The sequence below is a fragment of the Desulfosporosinus orientis DSM 765 genome (assembly GCF_000235605.1).
Taxonomy (GTDB): domain Bacteria; phylum Bacillota; class Desulfitobacteriia; order Desulfitobacteriales; family Desulfitobacteriaceae; genus Desulfosporosinus; species Desulfosporosinus orientis.
The window spans coordinates 1,255,833-1,279,503 of the sequence record NC_016584.1; the positions used below are offsets into that span (position 1 = coordinate 1,255,833).

At 39.8% G+C, this 23,671-nt stretch carries 17 protein-coding genes, 1 tRNA gene and 1 riboswitch; of the genes, 16 read left to right on the forward strand and 2 right to left on the reverse strand.

The features are described from left to right. Nucleotides 1-6 precede the first annotated feature (6 nt). From DESOR_RS05995 to DESOR_RS06050, 12 genes are all read left to right on the forward strand, one after another. Nucleotides 7-1,200 (forward strand): thiolase family protein, encoded by a 1,194-nt coding sequence (locus tag DESOR_RS05995; protein ID WP_014183712.1) that lies wholly within the window; start codon nucleotides 7-9, stop codon nucleotides 1,198-1,200. A 77-nt stretch (nucleotides 1,201-1,277) separates the two neighbouring features. Next, nucleotides 1,278-3,101: an acyl-CoA dehydrogenase gene (locus DESOR_RS06000; RefSeq protein ID WP_014183713.1), complete on the forward strand. Its 1,824-nt coding sequence runs from the start codon at nucleotides 1,278-1,280 to the stop codon at nucleotides 3,099-3,101. 32 nt (nucleotides 3,102-3,133) lie between these two features. Continuing rightward, nucleotides 3,134-4,330: a thiolase family protein gene (locus DESOR_RS06005; RefSeq protein WP_014183714.1), complete on the forward strand. Its 1,197-nt coding sequence runs from the start codon at nucleotides 3,134-3,136 to the stop codon at nucleotides 4,328-4,330. Nucleotides 4,331-5,071: 741 nt separating this feature from the next. Beyond that, nucleotides 5,072-6,517 (forward strand): sodium:solute symporter family protein, encoded by a 1,446-nt coding sequence (locus DESOR_RS06010; protein ID WP_014183715.1) that lies wholly within the window; start codon nucleotides 5,072-5,074, stop codon nucleotides 6,515-6,517. A gap of 165 nt (nucleotides 6,518-6,682) precedes the next feature. Beyond that, nucleotides 6,683-8,023 (forward strand): acetyl-CoA hydrolase/transferase family protein, encoded by a 1,341-nt coding sequence (locus DESOR_RS06015; RefSeq protein WP_014183716.1) that lies wholly within the window; start codon nucleotides 6,683-6,685, stop codon nucleotides 8,021-8,023. Nucleotides 8,024-8,265: 242 nt separating this feature from the next. Then, the gene (locus DESOR_RS06020; RefSeq protein WP_014183717.1) at nucleotides 8,266-9,669 is read left to right on the forward strand and encodes a sigma-54 interaction domain-containing protein; all 1,404 of its coding nucleotides are present in this window, start codon (nucleotides 8,266-8,268) and stop codon (nucleotides 9,667-9,669) included. 170 nt (nucleotides 9,670-9,839) lie between these two features. Further along, nucleotides 9,840-9,916: transfer RNA gene (locus DESOR_RS06025), tRNA-Pro, on the forward strand. Nucleotides 9,917-10,231: 315 nt separating this feature from the next. Beyond that, on the forward strand, nucleotides 10,232-12,331 hold the full coding sequence (locus DESOR_RS06030; protein ID WP_014183718.1) for a methyl-accepting chemotaxis protein: 2,100 nt from the start codon (nucleotides 10,232-10,234) through the stop codon (nucleotides 12,329-12,331). A 213-nt stretch (nucleotides 12,332-12,544) separates the two neighbouring features. Beyond that, nucleotides 12,545-12,631, forward strand: a riboswitch (cyclic di-GMP riboswitch). Nucleotides 12,632-12,816: 185 nt separating this feature from the next. Then, complete coding sequence (locus DESOR_RS06035) at nucleotides 12,817-13,101, forward strand: hypothetical protein (protein WP_014183719.1); 285 nt, start codon at nucleotides 12,817-12,819, stop codon at nucleotides 13,099-13,101. Nucleotides 13,102-13,293: 192 nt separating this feature from the next. After that, nucleotides 13,294-13,842, forward strand: coding sequence for a helix-turn-helix domain-containing protein (locus tag DESOR_RS06040; protein WP_014183720.1), 549 nt, complete (start codon nucleotides 13,294-13,296; stop codon nucleotides 13,840-13,842). A 135-nt stretch (nucleotides 13,843-13,977) separates the two neighbouring features. Continuing rightward, complete coding sequence (locus DESOR_RS06045; RefSeq protein WP_014183721.1) at nucleotides 13,978-14,733, forward strand: class I SAM-dependent methyltransferase; 756 nt, start codon at nucleotides 13,978-13,980, stop codon at nucleotides 14,731-14,733. A gap of 280 nt (nucleotides 14,734-15,013) precedes the next feature. Then, a complete protein-coding gene (locus DESOR_RS06050) occupies nucleotides 15,014-15,817 on the forward strand; it encodes an MBL fold metallo-hydrolase (protein WP_014183722.1) in 804 nt (267 codons plus the stop codon). Between the two features lie 495 nt (nucleotides 15,818-16,312). Here DESOR_RS06050 and DESOR_RS06055 read toward each other — a convergent pair whose 3' ends face one another. Then, on the reverse strand, nucleotides 16,313-16,870 hold the full coding sequence (locus DESOR_RS06055) for a beta-N-acetylglucosaminidase domain-containing protein (RefSeq protein ID WP_242832462.1): 558 nt from the start codon (nucleotides 16,868-16,870) through the stop codon (nucleotides 16,313-16,315). 201 nt (nucleotides 16,871-17,071) lie between these two features. Next, nucleotides 17,072-18,007 (reverse strand): LysR family transcriptional regulator, encoded by a 936-nt coding sequence (locus DESOR_RS06060; protein ID WP_014183723.1) that lies wholly within the window; start codon nucleotides 18,005-18,007, stop codon nucleotides 17,072-17,074. A gap of 168 nt (nucleotides 18,008-18,175) precedes the next feature. Here DESOR_RS06060 and DESOR_RS06065 point away from each other — a divergent pair, with 168 nt between their 5' ends. The 4 genes from DESOR_RS06065 (at nucleotide 18,176) to DESOR_RS06080 (ending at nucleotide 23,592) form a co-directional block, all read left to right on the forward strand. After that, on the forward strand, nucleotides 18,176-20,185 hold the full coding sequence (locus DESOR_RS06065) for an alkaline phosphatase family protein (protein WP_014183724.1): 2,010 nt from the start codon (nucleotides 18,176-18,178) through the stop codon (nucleotides 20,183-20,185). A gap of 210 nt (nucleotides 20,186-20,395) precedes the next feature. Next, on the forward strand, nucleotides 20,396-21,760 hold the full coding sequence (locus DESOR_RS06070; RefSeq protein WP_014183725.1) for an MFS transporter: 1,365 nt from the start codon (nucleotides 20,396-20,398) through the stop codon (nucleotides 21,758-21,760). A 252-nt stretch (nucleotides 21,761-22,012) separates the two neighbouring features. Further along, entirely contained in the window at nucleotides 22,013-22,342 is a 330-nt protein-coding gene (locus DESOR_RS06075; protein ID WP_014183727.1) for a thioredoxin family protein, read from the forward strand. A 32-nt stretch (nucleotides 22,343-22,374) separates the two neighbouring features. Continuing rightward, nucleotides 22,375-23,592: an FAD-dependent oxidoreductase gene (locus tag DESOR_RS06080; RefSeq protein WP_014183728.1), complete on the forward strand. Its 1,218-nt coding sequence runs from the start codon at nucleotides 22,375-22,377 to the stop codon at nucleotides 23,590-23,592. Nucleotides 23,593-23,671 lie beyond the last annotated feature (79 nt).

Here is a 23,671-nt window from a genome sequence, read left to right on the forward strand (position 1 = left end):
GTTAGGATGCAAGAGGCAGTTATCGTTGAAGGTGTACGCACTCCGATTGGTAGAGTAGGTGGTACGTTGAAACAAGTTGAGGTAGATTACTTGGCGGCCAAGGTGATCAGGGAAGTGCTTAGTCGTAGCGGTATTCCGGGTCAGACGGTGGACGAGGTTATCTTAGGTCATACCAAACAAAGCTCAGATAACCCTAATGTAGCCCGTTTAGCCTTATTAAGAGCAGAAATGCCTGAAGACATACCGGGATATACGGTACATCGTCAGTGTGGATCCGCCCTAACTGCCGTTAATAATGCAGTTATTTCAATTTGGGCAGGGGTTTCAGAGCTTATTTTGGCAGGCGGCGCAGAAAGCATGAGTACTGCTCCCTACTATCTGAGGAACGCACGTTACGGATATAGGATGGGAAACGCTGAAATTCTGGACTCTAATACAGAAAGTCAACCTCGTTGCCAGCCTATGGAACAGTATGGACATTTGACTATGGGAATGACCGCAGAGAACTTGGCGGTGAAGTATACTATCAGCCGCCAAGAACAAGATGAGTTTTCGCTGCAGAGTCAAAAACGGGCTTTGCACGCCATTGAGACAGGGGTGTTCAAAAAAGAAATTGTTCCTTACGAAGTAAAAGAGAAAAAGACGATTAAATTATTCGATACCGATGAGCATCCACGTGTAACTAGTAGGGCGCAGTTAGAAAAATTAGCCCCTGTCTTCAAAGAAGGCGGAACGGTGACGGCGGGCAATTCAAGCGGGCGCAATGATGGAGCGGCAGTCGTGCTGATCACAACCCCTGAAAAAGCTCAATCATTTGGGTTAAAACCTATTGCCAAAATTATTGGTATAGGAGCGAAAGGAGTACCCCCTCAATACATGGGTATCGGACCGGTTCCGGCAACGCACGCAGCGCTTAAAATGGCTGGATTAACGTTAGAGCAGATTGATTTAATTGAGCTGAATGAGGCCTTTGCAGCTCAGTCTTTAGCTGTGGTTAAGGAGCTGGGACGTGATTTAGCCAAAACCAACGTAAATGGTGGCGCTATTGCTCTTGGGCATCCGTTAGGTGCAACCGGTGCGATCATTTTAATCAAATTAATCAATGAATTGAAGCGCACAGGGAAGAAATATGGCTTAGCAACCATGTGTATCGGTGGTGGTCAAGGTATTTCAACAGTTGTTGAGAACTTAGCTTACTAGATTCAAGAGAGAACTAATGCCTGGTTTCTCGATCAAAGGTACTGTGTTCACAATCAACTTTAAGAGGAGGAAGAAAATTGGAATACAGATACAATATGCGTGACTTAAAGTTTATTTTAAAAGAATGGTTGCCGACTGAAGAAGTGTTAAGCTTTGACCGCTTCAAGGATATATACAGTATCGACGATGTTGATTCGATTCTAACCGAAGCTTATAAAGTGGCCCGTGAGGTCGTAAGCCCTATTAATGCTCAAGGAGATAAGAATCCAGTTAAATTCGAAAATGGTGTGGTTACCAGTCCTCCGGGATATAAAGAAGTCTTTCAATTTATCCAGAAAAATGGTTGGGGTTCCAGCAGCGAGTGCATCGAACTTGAAAGCGGAATGCCGTTAATGTTGTTCAAAGCAGCTAATGAACCAATGGTGGCTGCTTGTCCTGCAATGGGTTCTAACATCAAGCTCACTACCGGCGCAGCTAATCTGATCATTGATTTCGGGACCGAGGCTGATAAATCAAGATTCCTGCCTAAGATGCTTAGCGGAGATTGGCAGGGAACCATGAATTTGACAGAACCCTCAGCCGGATCGGATGTGGGAGATGCGTTGACAAAATCATATCCTACGGATGATCCACGAATTTGGAAAATTAAAGGGACTAAAATGTTTATTACTGCTGGGGATGGTTCAATCTGTGAGAACACCATTCATATGGTACTGGCGCGTCCGCCCCAGGGAACAAAAGGTTCTGCCGGGTTAGGTCTTTATATTGTACCTAAAGTCTGGGTTGATGAGGATGGCAGTCTTGGAAAGCCCAACGATGTTGCCACCATTGCCGTCGAACATAAGATGGGACTTAATGGTTCGGCAACTTGTATGTTGAATTTTGGGGAAAACGACGGATGCTATGGAATTATGTTGGGATCAGCACCTGATGAAATGGGTCGATCCAAAGGATTAGCCATGATGTTTAACATGATGAACGAATCCCGCATTGGCACCGGGCATAATGCCAATAATCAAGCCTCTGAGGCCTATGCTTTAGCATCACAATACACCTCCGACCGCATTCAGGGCTATATCAAAGGCGAGAGAGTACCCATCATTAAGCATGCGGATGTGAGAAGGATGCTTATGGACATGAAAGCTCATACCGAAGGCATAAGGGCTATGATTTATAAAGGATTTTATTGCCTGGATGTGGCCAATAACTCTAAGGATAAGGAAAAAGCCAAGGAGTGTGCAGACATAGCTGCCATATTGACTCCGCTGATCAAATGTTATGGAAGTGAAAGCGCTGCTTTGATGACAGCTGAAGCTATTCAATGTCTTGGTGGTGTTGGCTACACAAAGGAGTATCCCGTTGAGCAATATCTGCGAGACTCAAAGATTTTAACCATCTGGGAAGGTACCTCTTTTATTCATGCTAACGATCTTGTCGGGCGAAAAATGACTATGAAGAACGGCAAACCCTTCAAGATGTGGATGGGAAGCATAAAGAATTTCATAGATTCAAACAAAAACGCTGCAGGGCTTGAAAAGGAATTTGGAACTCTCGCACGAGCCTACCAAGCTGCGGAAGAAGTTTGGCAGACTATCGGATCATGGCAAGCAGAAAAGGATAAAAAACGTGAATTGATCAACCTATATGCTCTGAGAACTTTGTTCGTTTTTGCCCAATTATACGTGGCCATGTGTTTGATTGATCAGGCAGTTGTGGCGAGTAAGAACCTGGCGGGTTTAAATGAAGATCATTTTGATCTTAACTTTTACAAGGGTAAAGTGGCCAGCGCGCGTTACTATGTTAACAACTCGCTACCCAATGTGTTCACTGTCGCTGAACTCATCAAAAATGCCGATGATACTGTCCTTGAAGTTCCAGAAGAAGTCTTAATTGTCGGCTGATTTATGAAGAAATCATATTCGGAGGGAATTACATGAGGGAAATTTATTTGGTCGAAAGTGTTCGAACGGGAATAGCCAAGGCGGGTAAATCCTCTTGGTTTACTAACTTAAGAGCAGATGATATGGCTGCTTTAGTTATGAATGAGTTGATGCTTAGAGCTGGGCTGGAAGACAAAAAACAAGAACTTGACGGGGTTATAATGGGCGGAACAGCACTTATCAATGACATGGCTGGAAATATCGGCCGCTATGCCACAATTATGGCGGGGTTTCCTTACAGTGTGCCGGGCTGTACAGTCGATCGCTTCTGCTCATCAGGAGTACAAACAATTTTTAACGCTGTCGCCGAAATTAACATGGGTTGGGGATCCGAGTTGATTATTGCCGGTGGGGTTCAACACATGACTCATGTACCAATGGGAACAGGAAGCCTTCCTAACCCGCGTTTCAATGAGTTTACAGATATGAATGCCAGCAGCATGGGCTGGACCGCTGAAATGGTAGCCCGCAAGTATGGAGTTAGCCGTGAAAAGCAGGATTTAATGGCTTACGAAAGCCATGCTAAGGCCCATAAAGCGACAATGGAGGGCTTGTTTAAGGATGAAATTCTTCCTATCGAAGTAGAAGCCCCTCAGAAGGATGGGTCTACGCAGAAAATTGTGGTTGATAAGGATCAAGGAATTAGACCAGAGACGACCTTGGGCTCACTAGCTAAACTGGAACCAGTCTTTTTGAAGGATGAGTTGTCCACAGTAACAGCGGGTAACTCCAGTCAGACGAACGATGCAGCTGCAGTGGTGTTGGTTGCCAGCAAGGAAAAATGCCAGGAACTAGGCTTAAAGCCAAAGATGAAGTTGATCGGCTATAAAGCCATTGGAGTTGACCCAGCTTATATGGGAATAGGTCCTAGTATTGCCATACCTCTGGCTTTGAAACAAGCGGGTTTGACCATTGATCAAATTGACTTATGGGAGATCAATGAAGCTTTTGCCGCCCAGGCAGTTTACTGTACGGAAGTATTAGGTATAAGAAATCATCCGTGCCTGAATCCCCGGGGCAGCGGAATATCTCTGGGACATCCCCTGGGGTGTACCGGTGCCCGTATAGCAACAACGATTATGCATGAAATGCCCTATTATGGGGCCAAGTATGCCGTTGAGTCAATGTGCGTTGGGCACGGACAGGGTGTAGCGGCAGTATGGGAGTGGGTCGGAGACAGCCCTTTCTAGGGATGTTATTTAGGCACCCTCTATTCAGGGTGCCTAAAAAAGCTTCTTCATTGTGTAAAAAAGACACAGTTGGAGAGATAGGAATCAAGTACATTGGTTATACACTACACCCCCAATATTCTGTCATGAGGTTAATTTACTTCTTTATTTTGAAAAGATTAACGTTCCCTTGATACATTAATTTGAGAAAAATGAAGATATTCATCTAAGGAAAATCTAGATTTTAATTTTATTGCAATTGCGGGTTTTGTGTAATTTTTACACAAGTTATTGCTTAATGAGGATTAATTGTCTTAAATTTACACAAAAGTTAGTTAATAGTACTTTAAGATTATGATTTGGAAAATGAAATCTTTCCAAAATACAGAGGTAGAACGATCCTTTTAGCCTTCTAAGACTAGAAATAGCATGAAAGTCAGTCAATACTTAGCAATTATTATCTGAAAATATATACATTATATTAGATAAAAAACTTTCTAAATATTCAATAATTATGGCATGGTTCTTGTATTAATAAAGTATATAAGTTTTTTACCTGCTGTCCTTTTTAAAAATTATGTATAGGCAGTTGTTGACCTACAAAGGAATTGAAGGTGGTGGTGTGTTAAAGACTGGGATTTTTAAGACAATGAGAGGGGTGATGTTATTGGTAAAATGTAATTAGTTTACGGATTTATTTTGTGATTAAATCTTTAAATTAGTGTGAGTATACACAAATTGTATCAAAAAGGGGGAATACTGATGATAGCTTTGTGCGTATTGTTTTATTTTGCTTTAACTGCGGGCATTGGTATATATATGGTAAGGCAGAAGAGCAATGTTGCAGAATTCTTTGTGGCAAAAAAAGGTTTAACAGCTGGTCTAATTATTCCACTTTTGTTTGCCGAATTGATTGCTGGCGCAGGTACGGTGGGTAACGCAGCTACTGCTTTTAAAATAGGAATTTCGTCGGTCTGGGTAAACTGGGGAATGAGTATTGGTTGTTTATTTGTATTTTATTTGGCAGGTAAAATATATCTCGCTTTTTCTAAAAAATATTCCGCAATGTCTGTACCACAGATATACATGCATAGGTTTGACAGTAAGACTAGGTCTGTAATGATGATCATACTGGTAGCGGTATATTTGATAATATTTGCACAACAACCAGTGGCAGCGGCTGGAATACTGGGCCCACTTTTAGGCGTGAATAAGATCATGATTGGATGGATAGTTGGTGCAATTTTCATTTTTCTTACCATAACGGGAGGAATGAAAGGTCTGGCTTGGATGAATGTTCTGCATTCCTTTGTGATGTATCTAGGATTAGGAATAGTATGCGTTGTAGCAGTTACTGCTGCCGGCGGTATAGAGCATATGCAAGCAGCGCTTCCTGCAAAAATGTTTACGTTCAACCAGCCAGATGTGCTTACGGTAGTTGGGTGGGTATTAGGTACTGCTTTGTCGTTTTTTGCTGCCTCCACTGTGGTGGTAGTTCTGTTCGGTTCTAAAAGCCAAACTGCCGCAAGAAACGGTATTTTATGGGCTTCGGGATTGGTATTAATCTTTGCCTTGTTCCCGGCATTGATCGGTATGGCTGGTAAGGTTATGGTGCCTACAGCATCGGCTAATAGTATTCTTTATGTTGTAGCGAATAAATTAGGTCCAGTCTATGCTGTAATGGCTTCAATGGGTATTTTGGCAGCAATTCTGTCAACGGCTCCGGCTTTGTTACTAATAAGCACAACAATGCTTACTCAAGATATGGTTCGTGTACTTAAGCCGGGTATTTCCGAAAAAGAGGAAATGAAATGGGCCAGGATTTTTGCCATTACCCTAGGTCTAGTAGCTACTTACTTTGGCATGCAGTCTACATCGATTCTTGCTCAGATGGCTGGTGCTTTTCAGATTCGGGCAGTAGCCGGGGTGGTGCTGTTGGTGGCCATATTCTGGCCACGTGTTGACAGTAGGGCGGCATTTTGGTCGATGTTATTAGGTGGGACAGTAGCAGCAGTATGGCATTTTGCGGGTAACCTATATTGTACTTCGTTATATCCGTCCCTAGCAGTCGGAGTTCCTATACTTGTGATTCTAACTTTAATGGCTAAAAAACCGATTGCAGATGGACACGAAAAATATGTATTAGCTCTTGAGGAATTAGAAAAAGAAGGCTTAGAGGAACAGAATAAGCCAACAATCGCCAACTAATTTTATAGAATCTCAGTATAACATTCATTTGATAGGCTATTTGATCCCTAGGTTTATTCTTGGCAACACAACCTTATAGGTAATAATGATTATGCTGTGTAATTAGTACAGTTTTGGAACGAACCTACTTAAGACCGGTCTAAACTATAAAGGAGGTAGAAAAAATTGTACGCAAATGAATATAGAAGTAAATTGCGTTACCCGGAAGAAGCAGTTAAAGTTGTTAAATCCGGTGATTGGGTTTTTATGAGCCACTTTGCCATGTTTCCGCAGGCTTTAGATGAAGCCTTATCTAAGCGTGTTGGCGAGGTAAGTGATGTTATGGTTAGAAGTGTGTGCGCTACTGTATCCCCTAAAATATGTACAGCCGATCCAGAGAAAAAGAGTTTCACCTATATGAGCGGCTATTTAAGTGGGCATGAAAGGAAACTAGGAGAGAAAGAACTCTGTTATTATATACCGGGTAATTATAGCGCCAGTCCTACACTCATACGCAATGGAAGTGCGTATCCCCCAGACGTTGCTATGATTCAAACTACCCCGCCTGATAACAATGGATACTTTAACTTTGGTACCTCTGTCTCTTATGCACGGGCTATTTGCGAAAAGGCTAAAACCATCATCCTGGAGGTTAATGATCAAGTTCCTTGGGTTTTAGGTGGTGAACAGGAATGCATACACATTTCAGAAGTGGACTATATAGTGGAAAAAAGTTATCAACTGCCTCAGCTGCCAGCAACTGCGACAGAAACGGAAGCTGAAAGGGCAATCGCATCTTTATTAATTGAAGAGATAGAGGACGGAAGCTGTTTGCAATTTGGGATAGGGGGCATGCCCAATACTATAGCTAAAATGATTGCAGATAGTGATCTGAAAAATTTAGGCATCCATTCAGAAATGGCTACTACTTCTTACATTGATCTAATATTAAAAGGCAAAGTCAATGGATCAATGAAGAATATTGACAAGTATAAAACCATCTTTACTTTTGCTATGGGCACTCAGAAACTTTATGATTTCATCGACAGGAATCCGGCTTTCGCCAGTTACCCTGTGGATATAACCAATAATCCTAGACGGATTGCCATAAATGACAAACAAATCGCTATAAATAATACGGTTGAAATAGATCTCTTGGGTCAGATAAGCTCGGAATCATCAGGAATTAAACAAATTTCTGGCACGGGCGGGCAATTAGATTTTACAATGGGAGCTTTCCAGTCTAAGGGGGGAAAACCCTTTATTTGCATGAGTTCAACTACCATGCAGGGTGGCAAGTTAATATCTCGAATCGTGCCTAGCATAAAAACTTTCTCTGCTGTTACTTGCCCTCGAACTTTTGCTCCTACAATTGTCACAGAATATGGGAAGGCTCAGTTGACTGGAAAATCGACCTATAGACGGGCTGAAATGTTGATTGAGTTAGCCCATCCGGATTTCCGCGAAGAGTTGATCAAAGCTGCTCAAGCGCAGAAAATCTGGACCCGGACCAATAAAATTTCTTAACAAGATTTTGACGGACGGACAATGGTAACGACCCAGAGGCTTTTAAAAACAATGGATGGTTCTGACCAAAGAAGTATAGCCGTATCAGCAAGGTTTGAAAATTTAGATCTCTCTCGCAGGGGCATTGTCAAATTCGACAGAGGCCCCTTTTTAATTATAAGAATTTTCAAAATACTTTCTTTACGATAACAGTTTGGCTCTTGTATAATTAATCAAAGATACAAATAAATGAGGGATTTGATGTGATTAGTTGTATACATGCTGTTACAACAAGCTTTTTTCCCAGATGGGATCCAGAATTATTATTCAAAATCTTAAATAATATTCATGATGTCGTATTAGTTGTAGATTCCGATACGACCATTGTGTTTGCTAACGAGGCATATGCTAAAATTTTAGGGGTTCCTGTTGCAAAAGTTCTAGGACGGAGGCTAGATAAAATTGAACCAAAAGCTAAGACGATTGAAGTGCTTCGTACCGGCGAGTCGAGTTACTGTCGTCAAAGTTATTTAAGTTCTCTTAGTGTGAATGTGGTAGGAAGTACATTTCCTTTATACAATGGCAAGAACATCATTGGTTGTGTCTCTATATTCAAAAATATTAATGACGTTGTTGAACTAAATCGTGAGTTGAACCAAACAAAGGGTGTCGCTGACTATTTGAAAGAACAGTTAGAACAAGAAGAACAACTACCTAATTCCTTTGAAGAATATATTGGTCGCAACAGTCGCTTGAAAGAAACCTTGAAGTTAGCAGCCAAGGTAGCTAAAACAGATAGTACGGTATTAATTCTTGGTGAAAGTGGTGTAGGCAAAGAAGTATTGGCGAGGGTTGTTCATAAAAGTAGCACACGTAAGAATAGGCCTATGATCAAGGTTAATTGTGCTGCCATTCCAGAGGATCTGATAGAGAGCGAACTGTTTGGATATGAAGATGGGGCTTTTACCGGGGCTAAAAAGGGAGGTAAACTCGGTAAGTTTGAACTAGCTCATAGAGGAACAATTTTTTTGGATGAAATCGGAGATATGAGCCTTACCATGCAAGCAAAACTGTTACGCACACTACAAGAAAAAGAGTTTGAACGGATAGGCGGTACAAAGGCCATTAAAGTCGACATCCGAGTAATTGCAGCCACAAATAGGAATTTGGAACAAATGATTGAACAAGGTGCTTTCAGAAGTGACCTCTATTATCGACTGAATATTGTTCCTCTTATGCTGATTCCATTACGTGAGAGAAGAGATGATATTTTAGAACTGGCTAAAGTATTTCTTAAACAGTTCGCTAAAGAGGTGGGTCACGAGCTGACTCTATCTCCGCAAGTTGAAAGAATTCTTAGGGCTTATGAGTGGCCGGGTAATATACGGGAACTAAAAAATGTTTTAGAACATGCAAGCATAGTCTGCAGCAGTAAGGTCATTACCTCTAAACATTTGCCAGCGCACATTATTCCCAAAAAGCATCGTTCAAGTGTGAAGGAAAACTCCTACGACATAAAAGAAATTGTAGCTAGTGTCGAAAAGGAGGTAATCTTATCTGCGTTAAACGCCTGCAACAATAACCGTACCGATGCATTAAAGGCGTTGGGAATTTCCAGAAAATCGTTTTACAATAAGCTGCACCAGTATGGAATAATTGATGTTTAATCATTTAATGAACCAAACTTACATTCCAGAGAACCTTTTAGCTGAGTTATGAAGCTTTTGAGAAAAATGAGAAAAAATTTAGTCATCGGGCAATGTGGAGTGAATTTAGGGGTTGCGATTTTAGATCTAATATGGTATCCTATAAAAGCCTTCGGAAGAGGGTTATAAGTCGGGGCGTGGCTCAGCTTGGTAGAGCGCTACCTTGGGGTGGTAGAGGTCGCACGTTCAAATCGTGTCGCTCCGACCAAATACGAAATTAGGAAACCTGCAAAGCAGTGATATCACTGGATTTGCAGGTTTTTTTATATTTGTTCGGGTAAACCATTTTTAATATAAAACCCCTAAATATCGGCTGAGTAAAGAAAAAAGTCGAAATTCAATAATCAAGCTCTAAATGTAGCAGAATTAGCATAAATGTAGCAGAATGGAGAGAAAACCTGGTGCTATGATTAAGTAGTGTCGTAATATAAGATCTACTATTGTTACCTGAATTATGTCGCACTTATTTTCAGACTCTTGCATGCTTTGAATATTTAATGAAAATTCAAAGGGGGATATTGGTATGAAAATGAAACTTCAAACTAAGCTTCCAAAGAAGAGACATTTTAGTCTAAAATCAAAAATTGTTTTAGTTTCCGTGCTAATGGCCTTGGTTCCTCTGATTTCTATAAGCATTTTTATTTCCCTAAATATGCAAAGCCAAATGAGGACAGAATTTATTAAATCAGCCAAAGATCAAACCATTCAGGTTGATAACGCGTTGACTATGTATTTTAACGGCGTAAAAGAAAATGTTCAGCTGCTTGCCGAAGATTCTATAGTTACAAAAGCAGATAATACGATTACTTCCTATCTAGACCGAACAGAGGAAACCGTGCCCATGACTCCTTCACAAAACGGCGGAACTGAGTCGGAAATATATAATACATATGCTCATTTTGCTAATTCTCACCCCAGTGCTACTTATGTCTATATGGCCACTAAGAACGGTGGTTATATTCAGTATCCTGAAGGATCCACCTATGCCCACTACAACCCGACAGAAAGACCTTATTATCAAGCAGCTATGAAAAACCCTGATAAAGTGACTATGACGGATGCCTATTATTATAAGGCTGACGATACTGTTGAAATCAGCACTGTGACAACGATCAAAAACAATAACGGTGAAATCATAGGGGTTCAGGGCCTGGACGTGAATCTTAAAGGTATCACTGATATGATCAAAAGTATTCATATCGGCAATACCGGTTTTATGATGTTGATACAAAACGATGGGACCATCTTGGCAGACCCGGATGATGCCAAAATGAATTTTAAACCCGTCTCCGATTTAGGCATCAAAGAACTGGATAATCTTACGGGTATTTCGGAGCAAGCTTTTGAGACGAACTATAAAGGCAAACCTTATCTTATCAATGTTTACACCGCTCCAAACACAGGCTGGAAATACATCGCCTTTATGGAAAAAGCTGATATCTTCAGCTCGGTCGTTTATTTGAACAAAATAATCCTGGCTACAGCCGTTTTATTCACGATCATTGTTGTTATAGTGGCATTTTTATTCGCTAAGAAAATCACTGAGCCGTTAGTCTTTCTTGAAAAAACTGCTGGAACAATTGCCGCCGGAGACCTGACGCCTTACTGGGAGGTCACATCCAAAGATGAGGTCGGCTCGTTGTCATATTCCGTAAAACTAATGCTAGAAAGCTTAAGAACTATTGTTGATAAAGTTCGTCAAGGAGCAAACTCCGTTTCTTCGGCTTCTCGAGACCTTAGCTCAAACACGGAACAGAATACCCTTGTTTCCACTCAAATTGCCCAAGCTGCAACTGAGCTTGCTCAAAACTCTGAACGGCAAACAGAAAACATTCAGCAAATAAGTTCTATTATCGAAGAGACAACGGTATCGGTTACCCAAATTTCCAATACTGTTAAAACAGTATCGGATTTTGCCCGCAGTACTGCGGAAGAAGCTCAAGCGGGAAATCAATCGATGAGTACGGCAATGCAGCAAATGAACACTATTGAAATATCCGCACAAAGTATGTCCGGCGTGCTCAAAGGCCTGAATGAACGCTCCAACTCTATTGGTCTGATTGTCCAACTTATCAGCGGAATTGCCGAACAGACAAACTTGCTGGCCCTTAATGCGGCCATAGAGTCGGCACGAGCCGGGGAACATGGGCGAGGGTTTGCGGTAGTTGCCGAAGAAGTCCGCAAACTGGCTGAGCAGTCCCAACAAGCAACCGTTGAAATATCTTCTCTAATTCAGAGCATGCAAAGGGACAGCGACCAGGCTGTTGAAGCCATGTCAGAAACCATTCGTTCCATTAATAGCGGAACACAGATAATTTCCAGCGGGGCAGCCGCCTTTCAACATATTGAAAGTTCCATATTACACGTATCCCAACAAATTAGTGAAGTTGCCTCAGCCGCCGATACTTTGGCTGACGGCAGCAAAAATATGACCTCTTCCATTAAAGAAATTGAATACATCACAGAAGGAGTCAATGCTGCAGGCCAAGAAATGGCCGCCAGTACGGAAGAGCAATCTGCAACCTTTGAAGAGATTGCAGCATCAGCTGAAGCATTATTCCGTCTCTCTCAAAATTTGCTTGAAGGAATGTCCCATCTTAAGCTGCATCAAAACGAAGCCTAGATTTGAAGCCAAGCTGCATTACCTTAAAAAAGTTCCTGCCGGTTTCCCGGATCCAAAGGACCTGCCGCCCTACGTTAGGTATAAACGTAAGGTGGCAGGTCCTTTTATTCGGGAAATAGACCAGTATTTAGGAAATATACCATAAATATTACCAATAATAATAGTACAAAAGGCTTATTTCTATGGTATAATTGTCCTAAATTGAATACTAGTGACGATAAATAGCAAACTTGAGTGAAAGCCAAGGCGCAAAGCCTTGGGTCTTCCAGTTGTCTAACTGATGATTGCCAGGTTACCGATCACTTAAACCTATAGTCGTCATGGCCTAGAAGGTGTGGCGATTTTTTAATTAAGAAAAAGCTGATGTTATTTTGAGGGGTTAAATCTCCTTTAGACTTAGGGTTCAATATGGTTTGGTATCGAATGTGAGAAAATCCTCAATGTATTTCGTGATTGTTGGGAAATGAAATATGGGGGTGTTTAAGGTGCTGATAATAGCGGCGGTTATTTGCTATCTTTCTTCTCTGTTATTCTATGCAATGGGATATTTAAAAGTGTTGGTACTCAATGCAGGTCATGTGACTGCTTATCATTCAACAATTTATGTAGCTCAGGCAATGAGTTATTTTGTTATAACAATCTTCTTAGCTTTATTAGGCTCACTTTTGTTTTACGTTAAGATTACTAAGAATAAAGAGAGAAAAGTAATGACCCCAAATTTGGACATAAATTGTCCTGATGAAACGGATGTTAGAAGACGAGTGAGTTGATCCAAAAGAGGAATTGACAATTTTTCGCAGTACTGCGCGGATTCTGCATAGGAAACTCAGAAATCAGCATAATATGCCTATGCTGGGTAAAAACTTATTGACCATTTAGTTGAATATAAAGATATAATGTTTCCATAAAATAAACATGTAACGGAAAGATCCGTAGAAAAGACTTAAGGATAGCAGGCGATTATGGAAGATTTAATTATCAGCAAACAACTCAAACAAGTTCGCCAGGATAAACACCTGACCTTAGATGATTTAGCGAAGCGCACAGGATTTACGAAGAGTCTGCTGTCTAAGATCGAGAACAATAAGGTATCACCGCCCCTCAGTACTTTGATGAGAATAACCCGTGCCCTTGATGTTTCTTTAAGCGAGCTGTTTCGAGCAGCTGAGGCCCGGCACATTGAAATAGTGCGGGGAAATGTAAAAAAGCAAAGGCCTCAAAATATTGTTGAAGGACAAATGATGGAAACTCTTGTGCAGGGTTTTCCGGGACAAAAGTTTGAACCGATATTGGTGACTATTGACAGCCAAGAATCTAAGGATATTAAAATGTATGATCATCCGGGACAAGAATTCATCTATGTTATAAGCGGTACAATGAAATATGCCTATGGAAATGAGGAATATATCGTTGAAGCAGGGGATTCCCTATACTTTCATGCCGATGTACCACATGGTGCACTCCCTCTGCCAGGAGAAATAGTAACTTATCTTTCAATTTTAAGTCTCTAAACGAAACTAAATGTCGCGAAGATATAGGGAATATAACATAATAATTATTTCCAGAGTTTTTTTATGTCACTATGGTTTCTTTACAGTAAACATAATATCTTATAAGGAAAATTTATTTTGAAGGAGGAATTTAAATTGAACAACATTAATGAAGTGCGGAAAAATTTTGGGCAAAGGGCTGCGAAGTATCGGCTAAGTTCTACTCACAATAATTCTGAGGATTTGAAAAGAATGATTGAGATGATTAAGCCAAATTCGAGGGACTACGCTTTAGATGTGGCCACCGGAGGAGGGCACACCGCTATTGCCTTAGCCCAATCCGCAGAAAGAGTCGTGGCTATCGACATTACCCCGGAAATGTTAGCAGAGGCCAAGACTGCCGCCGCCCAAAAAGGCCTGACGAATCTTGTTTTTCAGGTGGAAGATGTGCATAATTTGACTATTCCTGACGGCCAGTTTGACATTGTAGCCTCAAGGTTTGCTGCTCATCACTTTTCTAACATTAGTAAGTCATTGGCTGAAATGTGCAGAGTATTAAAACCCGGAGGTAAATTTTACATTTTAGATTGCTCTGTTGTTAATGGTGAAGAAATGGAAAAAGAAATAAACCGTCTTGAGTATTTACGGGATAGTTCCCATCAATGTTCTTATTCGCCAAGGTTATGGCAGAAGCTATTGGCAGACTTGCCCTTAACCATAAAGTATACCGCTTTGCATAAGTCACAATATGAGCTGCCCGAATGGTTTGAGCGAATGGGCACGGTTCCCCGGAACAGGGAAGAAATTTTTAAGATACTAAACAACCTGTCCGCAGAATCGAAACTTCATTATCCCTTTGGAACTGATTTCATAACGACTTATCGCTATGAAATCTTAGCAACTAAAAATTAACTAAGAGTATCAGCGCTGGAAAAAGAATTGCCGGGCTGAAAGTGATATTTATATCAGTGAAACAATAATCAGAGCTTAAGCGAGTTTTTGAGACGAGCCATCACTTTGTAAGTTTTTACCACATACAATGTAATAGGGGATAAAATAGGACAAGTAAGCGGTCTGAATATACGATCCTTCCAAAACGCCATGTCTCCAAGCAGGAGAAGGAAGGGTAAGAGTTGAATAAAACGGCAAAGATCATAGATAAGTCAATAGTTAACGGTATGGAGTGAATAATTTGGATAAATTGATTGTCTTAGGAACAGGTCATGCAGGTGTGACAAAATGCTATAATACATGCTTCGCCATTACGAATGACGAAAACTACCTATTAGTTGATGCCGGCGGCGGTAACGGCATTATTGGAAGGTTGGAAGAAGCTCAAATTCCTTTGGGGAAAATTCACCATGTATTTGTCAGCCATAAACATACGGATCATATCTTAGGACTGGTATGGGTCATTCGCAGAATAGGGCATCTCATTCATGGAAGGCAGTACGAGGGTAATCTCACAATTTACTGCCATGAGGAATTAGTCCATACTATCAGAGCCATTACAGAGGCTACTCTGGATAAGCCCATTATGGATCTCATTGGGGAAAGAATTTTTCTACATGTCGTGACCGATGGAGAAAAGGAATTCATAGATGGCTATGAGTTTACTTTTTTTGATATTCATTCCATAAAGGCCAAACAATTTGGCTTTAGAATGAGACTGAGTTCCGGCAAAAATCTTACCTTCCTCGGTGATGAGCCTTATAATCCAGTATGCCGGAGCTATGTTGAAAATTGTGAATGGCTGTTATCTGAAGCCTTCTGTCTTTACAGTGAACGAGATATCTTCAAACCTTACGAGAAACACCATAGTACGGTTAAAGAGGCCTGTGAACTTGCAGAGGAATTAAATATTAAGAATCTTGTCATCTGGCATACTGAAGATCAAAACCTTGCTCAGCGCCAGGAATTATATACCAACGAAGGGAAAAATTATTTCAAGGGGAATTTATATGTCCCCGATGATTTGGAAGTAATTCAACTCTAATATACAAGAGTTCTTAGTTGGTTATTGTCTTACTCAGCTGAACAATAATCAGTCATCAATTTGTCGTTCCGCCGAAGAATAAGCAAAAACGATTAGTTAGAATTAAAAGGGGATGTCGCAAACTACTTATACAAGTAAATGGCGATCTCCCCTTAGTTTGTTTTAATAAGCTATTTTCTAAAGCCGTGCCGATTTATCTGCGAACTGAAGACAAAGTTTATTCTGATCCGGCTTTTTTGATAAATTCCAGTACTTCCGAACCAATTTCCAAATGATTGTTTGTTAATTGCTGCAAACCGGCTTGGAGGCTGCTCTTAGCGGCCGGTTTTTGAGGATCATTATCGGCTAAATCTAAATAAGCCAGAGCCTGCAGACCAGTTTGCCCTTCTTCCCCCAGCTTTGCGGCCTAGGGGATGACTTCCGACAAGAGTTCTTGGTTGTTTAGTGTCTGATTCAGATTTTTAGGCAAATCACTCAGCAATTGTAACCCTTTCCTTAGGGCTGATTCGGTAGGTCCATGCTTTCCAGAATGATATTCCTGCCAAAAAGCCCTTGATAAGTTGGCAAATTCGTTGTCGTTGCTGTCAGACAGTTTGTTTCGGCTGGAATACTGGCAGAATTTATGGAAATAGAAACTATTTTTGTCAATGTTTCACCAGGAAGGAGTGACGGGATGCCGGGAGAGATGGAATAAACAAACGTGATTCCTTGGGCCGCTGCAGTTTGCACCAGGCTCTTCATCTGCAGGAGTAGTCCGTCCGGATGATAGAGTTCTCCCCAATAGGCACGTTGATAAGGATCATCTTTAGGTGCGTATACATAGGTATTCATATGATTTTGGCCCATAAAGGAGAGCATGTTGATTCTTTGCTCTGTGGTCCAGGGGGTTCCATAGAACCCTTTAATAACTTCGCGTATCCCGAAACTGTCTTTAGGTATGGTTTGATTAGGCGGTGCAGGGGATCCGTCCTCCTGTATGGGTTGGGAGGGTGTGGGGGTACTTGGTGGGTTTCTTAATTCCGGATGTATCATATTGCTCTTAGATCTTCTCAACTCGTAATGGTAGTAGTATATACAGGAAAGTTGCCGTCAATTATTAAACGCTTATCCTTCGAATCTGAGGCATAGCCTGATATTGTATAGGTATAATAATAGGCCGACTGGGTAAATTTTTCTACCTGGTCGGCCTATTTCTGACTATTCCTAATCAATTGGTTATCGCAAGGAAGCTTTAATTAGGAGTTGTCTAAACTCCTAAAGAATTTGATAAAATGTGTTCTTAAAATATTCGTGAGTTTTATTAACAAAAACTAATTCTTCAGGTGAAAGATCCGGATTTTTGCTGGTTAACATTAAATGATACCAGGTGGGATCTTCAATAATTGGTATAGAAACAATGTCATTTGCATTTAGTAAACTCATTGGAAGCGGGCTCGATAGGTAGTAAGCTTTCCCTTTCTTTAGAAATGATAGACACTGATTGACCTGTGAAGAACTATATACAGGGTAGAATGGTATGTTGTTATATTCAAGTAAGTTTGAAATTAAACATTCTGTCTCATTAGGGGGAGTGTGACATAGAAAGGGGAGGTTTTTTAATTCCTTTAGATTAATCTCTTTCCTATTAGCTAAATGCGAATTCGTAGAAGAATAAAGGCTTATTCTTTCTCTATCTAACACATAAATATTATATTTATTAGAATGATTTTTAGTAAATTCATCTAAATTACTTGTTAAAACGGTTGTAATGCAAATATCTGAATTATTAAGGTCAATATTTTTATTTAAAAAACTTGGATATAACTCTATGAGAGAAATCCTAATATTACTAAAAGCATCAGTAACTGAATCTGATAATATAGCTGCAATTGGACTTAAAGGAATAGCAACAAAAATATTAATTTTACCATTTAATTTGTATAAATTACTAAGAGGTTGTGTTTTAAAACGCATTCTGATTTTTTCATATTGATCGAGGATAGCTTTCACATCTGGATATATAGTTTCACCACTTGAAGTTAAGCTAACACCATTTCTCGTTCGGTCAAAAAGTATTGTGTTAAACTCAATTTCTAATTTTTTAATACATTTACTAATTGCTTGTTCAGAAGTGTGAAGTTTTTCAGCTGCTTTGCTCATAGACTTTAGGTCTGCTACCCAAAAAAAAGCCTCTAAAAATGATACTCGCAAAAGCTATACACTTCCTTTAAAAGGCCTAATTTCGATACAACCAAAAGTTGTTCGATTGAATTATACAATAAAAACGGTTGTTTGTGAATATTTTTTTTAATGAATATAATAGAAAATGCTAATAGTTATTCAATTAACGAAAGTAAGAAAATTGAAAGAGGTGTAATAATGAGAAAAGCACTAGGCAAAAAGATTCTAATTTTGGGTGTCGATGGAATGGATCCGAGTTTGACGAGAAAATTTGTGCAAAAAGGTTTAATGCCAAATGTCAAAAAAATAATTGATCAAGGGGCACAACGGGAAGATTTAACAATGTTAGGCGGGCAGCCTACGGGAACCCCCCCTATGTGGACTACTTTAGCAACGGGTGCTTACCCAGTCACTCATGGTATTACTTGTTTTCACAAACAATCTAAAGAAGATTTAGATGTTATGGAATATGCTTTAGATTCTAGGTTGTGTAAAGCTGAACAACTTTGGAATGTTTTTGCTGAAGCCGGTAAGAAAACATTAGTATGGCATTGGCCCGGAAGCGCTTGGCCCCCAAGCTCAGAAAGTCCTAATTTACATGTTGTTGACGGTACCAGTCCTGGTGCTCCCAATATGGCTTCTGCACAGGTGGAGGGTGAGCTGGTACTCGTTGCCAGTGAAAAGACTGAGGAAATTCATTTTCGGGCTAAAGCTGCCTCTGATGGAAATGTACCCTGTGTTATTACTGACTTAAAACCGAGTTCGGACTTTAAGCCCATGAGTGAAGAGGTAAAGTTACTTACTCAACGCCATTTGATTTTAAGCGAATCGGATGGTGAAATGGGGTTGTCTGATACACCGTTTGATGTGGTATTATCACCAATCAAAGATGCTAAGGGATGGGTCGATGTACCAGAAGGTGCTAAAGAGTTTACAATACTACTCTCTGGTGGATTAATTAGGCGCCCAAGCTTAATTTTGAAAGACCCAAATGGCGTTTACAGTAAAGTTGCTATTTATAAATCTAAAAAAGAAAAGACACCGATTGTCGTTTTAGAAAACGATGTATTTACCAGGGAAATAATTGATGAATCAGTTAAAGATGATGTTAAATATTCTGTTAATCGCAACATGCGGGTTCTGGAAATTGCGGAAGATGGATCATATCTGAAAATGTGGATTTCTTCTGCAATGAATATTGTAGAAGATAGTGTATGGTATCCAAAACATCTCTATAAATCGGTTACAGAAAATGTAGGATATCCACCGCCAACCTCAATGGTAGGTGGTGCTGACAAACAGTTAATCAGTAAATGCATGAAAGAGAATTGGGATTCTGCAAAAGACTGGCAAGCGGGTGCGATAAACCACTTAATTCAAAAAGAAGGCTATGATGTTGTGTTTTCCCATTTCCATAATATTGATTTACAGTCGCATATGATTATTAAATATTTGAAGGACGGGCATGCCAATTTGCCAAAAGAAGAATATGCAAAATTTGTTGAAGAAATCTATATTCAAACTGATGAATATATTGGGCAATTCATGCATCTGCTGGAAGAAGATTGGACGATATGTGTCATTTCTGACCATGCTGCGGTTTGCCCTGAACATGGACCTCATTTCATTGGTGATATGCTTGGATTAAATGTTCGGGTAATGCAAGAATTAGGCTTTACTGCCCTTAAAAAAGATGAAGACGGTAATGAATTGCCTGAAATCGATTGGCAAAATACTAAAGCTATTGCGAACCGTGCAAATCATATTTACCTAAATATTAAGGGCCGAGATAAACACGGTATTATTGATCCTAAAGATAAGTTTGAAGTAGAAGAAGAAATAATGACTGCTCTATATGGCTATAAAGATAAAAAGACAGGTCATCGAGTGATTGCTATGGCATTGAGGAATAAAGATGCAGTTCTACTTGGTCTAGGTGGACCGGAAAGTGGAGATATCATCTATTGGACTGCTGAGGGATATAATTATGACCACTTTGATTGCTTGTCAACAACGCGCGGTTATGGGGATACTTCTGTTTCGCCTATCTTTATCGGAGTTGGTCCTGGCTTAAAGAAAGGCTTTGCAACTGACCGAATTATTCGGCAAGTGGACTTTGCACCAACAATAGCAGTTATTGGTGGAGTTAGAATGCCGGCACAATGTGAAGGGGCTCCTGTTTACCAGATACTGTCTGAAGAATATTAGTTCTGAAATCAATGGGAGTATCGGAGAGATTTAATAACTTCTCTCCGATACAATCCATTGCCAATGAATATAATTTGAGACCAAAATTGATATATCTAGTCGAAAATGGCTTCTTCATCGTATGGCAGCTTTTTCCTTAACTTCTCTTTGTGAATAAAAAAATTTGCACAAAAGAATTTCAAAAATTAATTTGAAGGAGGAATACTTAGTATGTCAGGCAACTCTAAAGGAACGAAGACATTCTTTGATGGGCATCCAATAGGTTCGGCGCATAAAAGATTTCTGATTATAGCGTCTCTCGCTTATGTTTTTGACCAAATGAACGTAATTAACTTCGGTTTTATAGGTCCAATTTTGATGAAGAACTATGGTTGGACAATGCAACAATTTGCTAATGTAAACTCATTTAATATGCTTGGCATGTTCATCGGAGCTTTATTTGGAGGATGGCTTGCTGATAAAATCGGGCGGAAAAAAGGACTATTGACATGTATTTTGATTTTTTCCTTATCTTCATTAGCAAACGCTGCATTTACAAATTATAATATCTTTTTGATTATGCGCACTATTACCGGATTCGGAACTATAGGAATGGTTACAATAGCTATGGCTTATATATCAGAAATGATGCCGTCAGAATCAAGAGGTAAGTATCAAGCTTTAAGTATAGCCGTTGGAGTATGCGGAATGCCGATAAGTGCAATTCTGGCTAAAGTGGTTATTCCTCTTTCATATAATTCCTGGAGATCTGTCTTTGTTCTAGGTGGGTTAGGCTTAGTAATAACAGTGGTTGGTTCCTTTTGGCTAAAAGAATCCCCACGCTGGTTAGTTGCGAAAGGTCGCTTGGATGAAGCAGCAAAAGTATTAAATGAAATAGTACCTGATGCACAACTTCCATTAAATGCTGTTGAGTTAGCCAAGAGTAATAATTCAGGCTATATAGAGACGTTTAGAGTTATGTTTAGTAGCGCTTATGGTAAAAGAACTGCAACATTATTTATAGTTGTTTTTGGTGCTACACTTGGATCTTTCTATTTATCAAATTTCTATCCGTCTATTCATGCTCAAATGGGATTTTCGCAGGCGGTTGTCCTTAATCTTGCGATATACCAATTATTTTTGAATCCAGTGGGTGATTATTTAGTATCATTTATTTCTGACAATGGTGGAAGAAAAACTCCGATTACTGTTATTTTCTCGATTTTCGGGTGCTTATTTATAATTCAAGGCTTATGTAGTACTGTTTTATCAATCTCAATTATGCTCTTACTTAAAGGGTTATTTGTTTCAGCAGCAATGACCATAACTTGGACTTACTTGGCTGAATCTTATCCAACACATATCAGAACCACTGCAAGTGGTATATTGTTCGGTTCAGGAAGGTTAGCTGCAAGTTTTCTCTTATTTACAGTACCCGTAGTTTATGAATCTTATGGCTACTTTGGTGTGAATTTAGTTAATGGGTTAATTTATATAATTCCAGGCATAGTAGTCCTATTTATTGGAGATAGCACTGCAAAAGTTTCTTTGGAAGAATTGAGTCCATCAATATCTATGAAAGAAACGTCTATCTAAATAAAGATATAACTAAGTAAAATTTTTAAGGGTTTGTTTTTATTAATAAGTTTCATTCTTGAGTTTTGCATGGGAATTAAGAGAGTCTGTATACTCTTAATTCCCAAAATCAGTTTCTTCAATGTTATAAGAATTTTCAATGCTGTGTTCGTGAGAACCATCTAAAAAACATCCGACTTAATAAAATTGGTGTGATAATTGTAATTTAATCTAGTTTACGTCTAAAAATATAGAGTTTTTGAGGAGGATAATATGTCATTAAAACAGTTAAACCCGAGTGGCTTTGAGGAGAAAATTTATGATATGGGAGAAGCATGTTTAGTTGTTTTTTCCCGGAAAAGCTGTCATGTTTGTAAGGAAGTTGTTCCTACAGTTGAGGAATTACAGACTAAGTACGAGGGTAAATTTGGCTTTTATTATGTAGATGTTGAGGAGAACAAAGCACTTTATCAATCTTTTTCTCTGAAAGGAGTTCCTCAGATTCTGTTTTTCAAAGATGGAGAGTATCAAGGGAAGCTCTCGGGTAAAGTTGAGGAAGAACAAATCGAAGAAAAGATTGAAGAAAATCTTACGGAACAGTAATTTCTAATTCGAAGTGAGAGGAATACGGCGAGATGAATAACGCATATGACCTAATCGTTATCGGTGGTGGTCCGGCAGGACTGACTGCATCAATCTATGGAGGCAGAGCGAAGTTAAAGACGCTGGTCATCAATAAGGGAACGATGGGGGGGTTAGTCAACACCACACGAGAAATAGTCAATTATCCTGGATATGGGCAAATTAGTGGTGAAGCTCTCATGAAAGATTTCAAAAAGCACGCAGAACTCTTTGATGTTGAGTTTTTACGGGATGAAGTCATTAGTACTGACTTTTCACAGCAAGATAAAATAATCCACACTAAAAAAGGTAAGATATATTCGGCCAAAGCGGTTATTATCGGCTGCGGCAGTGAGCCGAGACTTCTGAATATTCCCGGTGAAATAAGATTGAGAGGCAGCGGTGTTGCCTATTGTGCCACGTGTGATGCAGAGTTTTTTGAAGGCGAGGACGTTGTCGTAGTCGGCAGTGGAGATCAGGCCATTGAAGAAGGTATGTACATCACAAAGTTTGCACGGAAAGTTACCGTGATTGTGCTCCATGATGAAGGTACTCTTGATTGCAATAAACTGAGTGCTGAAAGAGCGTTTCAAAATGAAAAAATGGAGTTTGTCTGGAACTCTACAATTGAAGAAGTCTTAGGCCAAAATAATGTTGAAGGGGTTAAGATTAAAAACTTAAAAACAGGGAGTTCTACTGAGCTTGCTTGTCAGGGTGTTTTTTTCTTTGTGGGCATGGTTCCTTCGACACGGTTTCTTAAAGAAAGCGGTATTGAGATGGATAAAAGGGGATATATTCCAGTCAATGAATTGATGGAGACGAACCTTGAAGGAGTTTATGCAGCCGGAGATAACCGCATCAAGTATCTACGACAAATCGTATCAGCAGCAGGAGATGGAGCAACGGCAGCGGTAGCCGCCGAACGTTATATTGAAGAACTAAATGCTTTTAATAGAAACGTTCTGCAAAGTGAGAAGAAAGTTTTACTACTTTTCTTCAATGCCTTAGATACTGAGAGCTTGGAATTCAGCACTCTTTTGGAAGAAGTAAACCAAGATTTATCAGGACTCTACAAAGTTGTGAAAGTCGATATGGCCACTAAGAAAAACTTAGCTAAGAATTATGGGATCGAAAAGGCATCATCAGTTGTGCTCTTGGATAAGGGACAAGAAGTTAAAAGATTGGTATGTTCCATAGATAAGGAAAATTTAAAATCACAGCTCAATAGCTAGTTCTATTCAAAAGGGGCGCCATAGAAACTAATTATGGTTGCTCCTTTTCTTATACATTCAATTTTAGAGAGTGTAGTGT

What these genes read in the sequence shown, in the direction of transcription:
- DESOR_RS05995 (WP_014183712.1), top strand. Translation starts at nt 7, where the DNA reads ATGCAAGAGGCAGTTATCGTTGAAGGTGTACGCACTCCGATTGGTAGA.
- DESOR_RS06005 (WP_014183714.1), top strand. Translation starts at nt 3,134, where the DNA reads ATGAGGGAAATTTATTTGGTCGAAAGTGTTCGAACGGGAATAGCCAAG.
- DESOR_RS06010 (WP_014183715.1), top strand. Translation starts at nt 5,072, where the DNA reads ATGATAGCTTTGTGCGTATTGTTTTATTTTGCTTTAACTGCGGGCATT.
- DESOR_RS06030 (WP_014183718.1), top strand. Translation starts at nt 10,232, where the DNA reads ATGAAAATGAAACTTCAAACTAAGCTTCCAAAGAAGAGACATTTTAGT.
- DESOR_RS06040 (WP_014183720.1), top strand. Translation starts at nt 13,294, where the DNA reads ATGGAAGATTTAATTATCAGCAAACAACTCAAACAAGTTCGCCAGGAT.
- DESOR_RS06065 (WP_014183724.1), top strand. Translation starts at nt 18,176, where the DNA reads ATGAGAAAAGCACTAGGCAAAAAGATTCTAATTTTGGGTGTCGATGGA.
- DESOR_RS06070 (WP_014183725.1), top strand. Translation starts at nt 20,396, where the DNA reads ATGTCAGGCAACTCTAAAGGAACGAAGACATTCTTTGATGGGCATCCA.
- DESOR_RS06075 (WP_014183727.1), top strand. Translation starts at nt 22,013, where the DNA reads ATGTCATTAAAACAGTTAAACCCGAGTGGCTTTGAGGAGAAAATTTAT.
- DESOR_RS06080 (WP_014183728.1), top strand. Translation starts at nt 22,375, where the DNA reads ATGAATAACGCATATGACCTAATCGTTATCGGTGGTGGTCCGGCAGGA.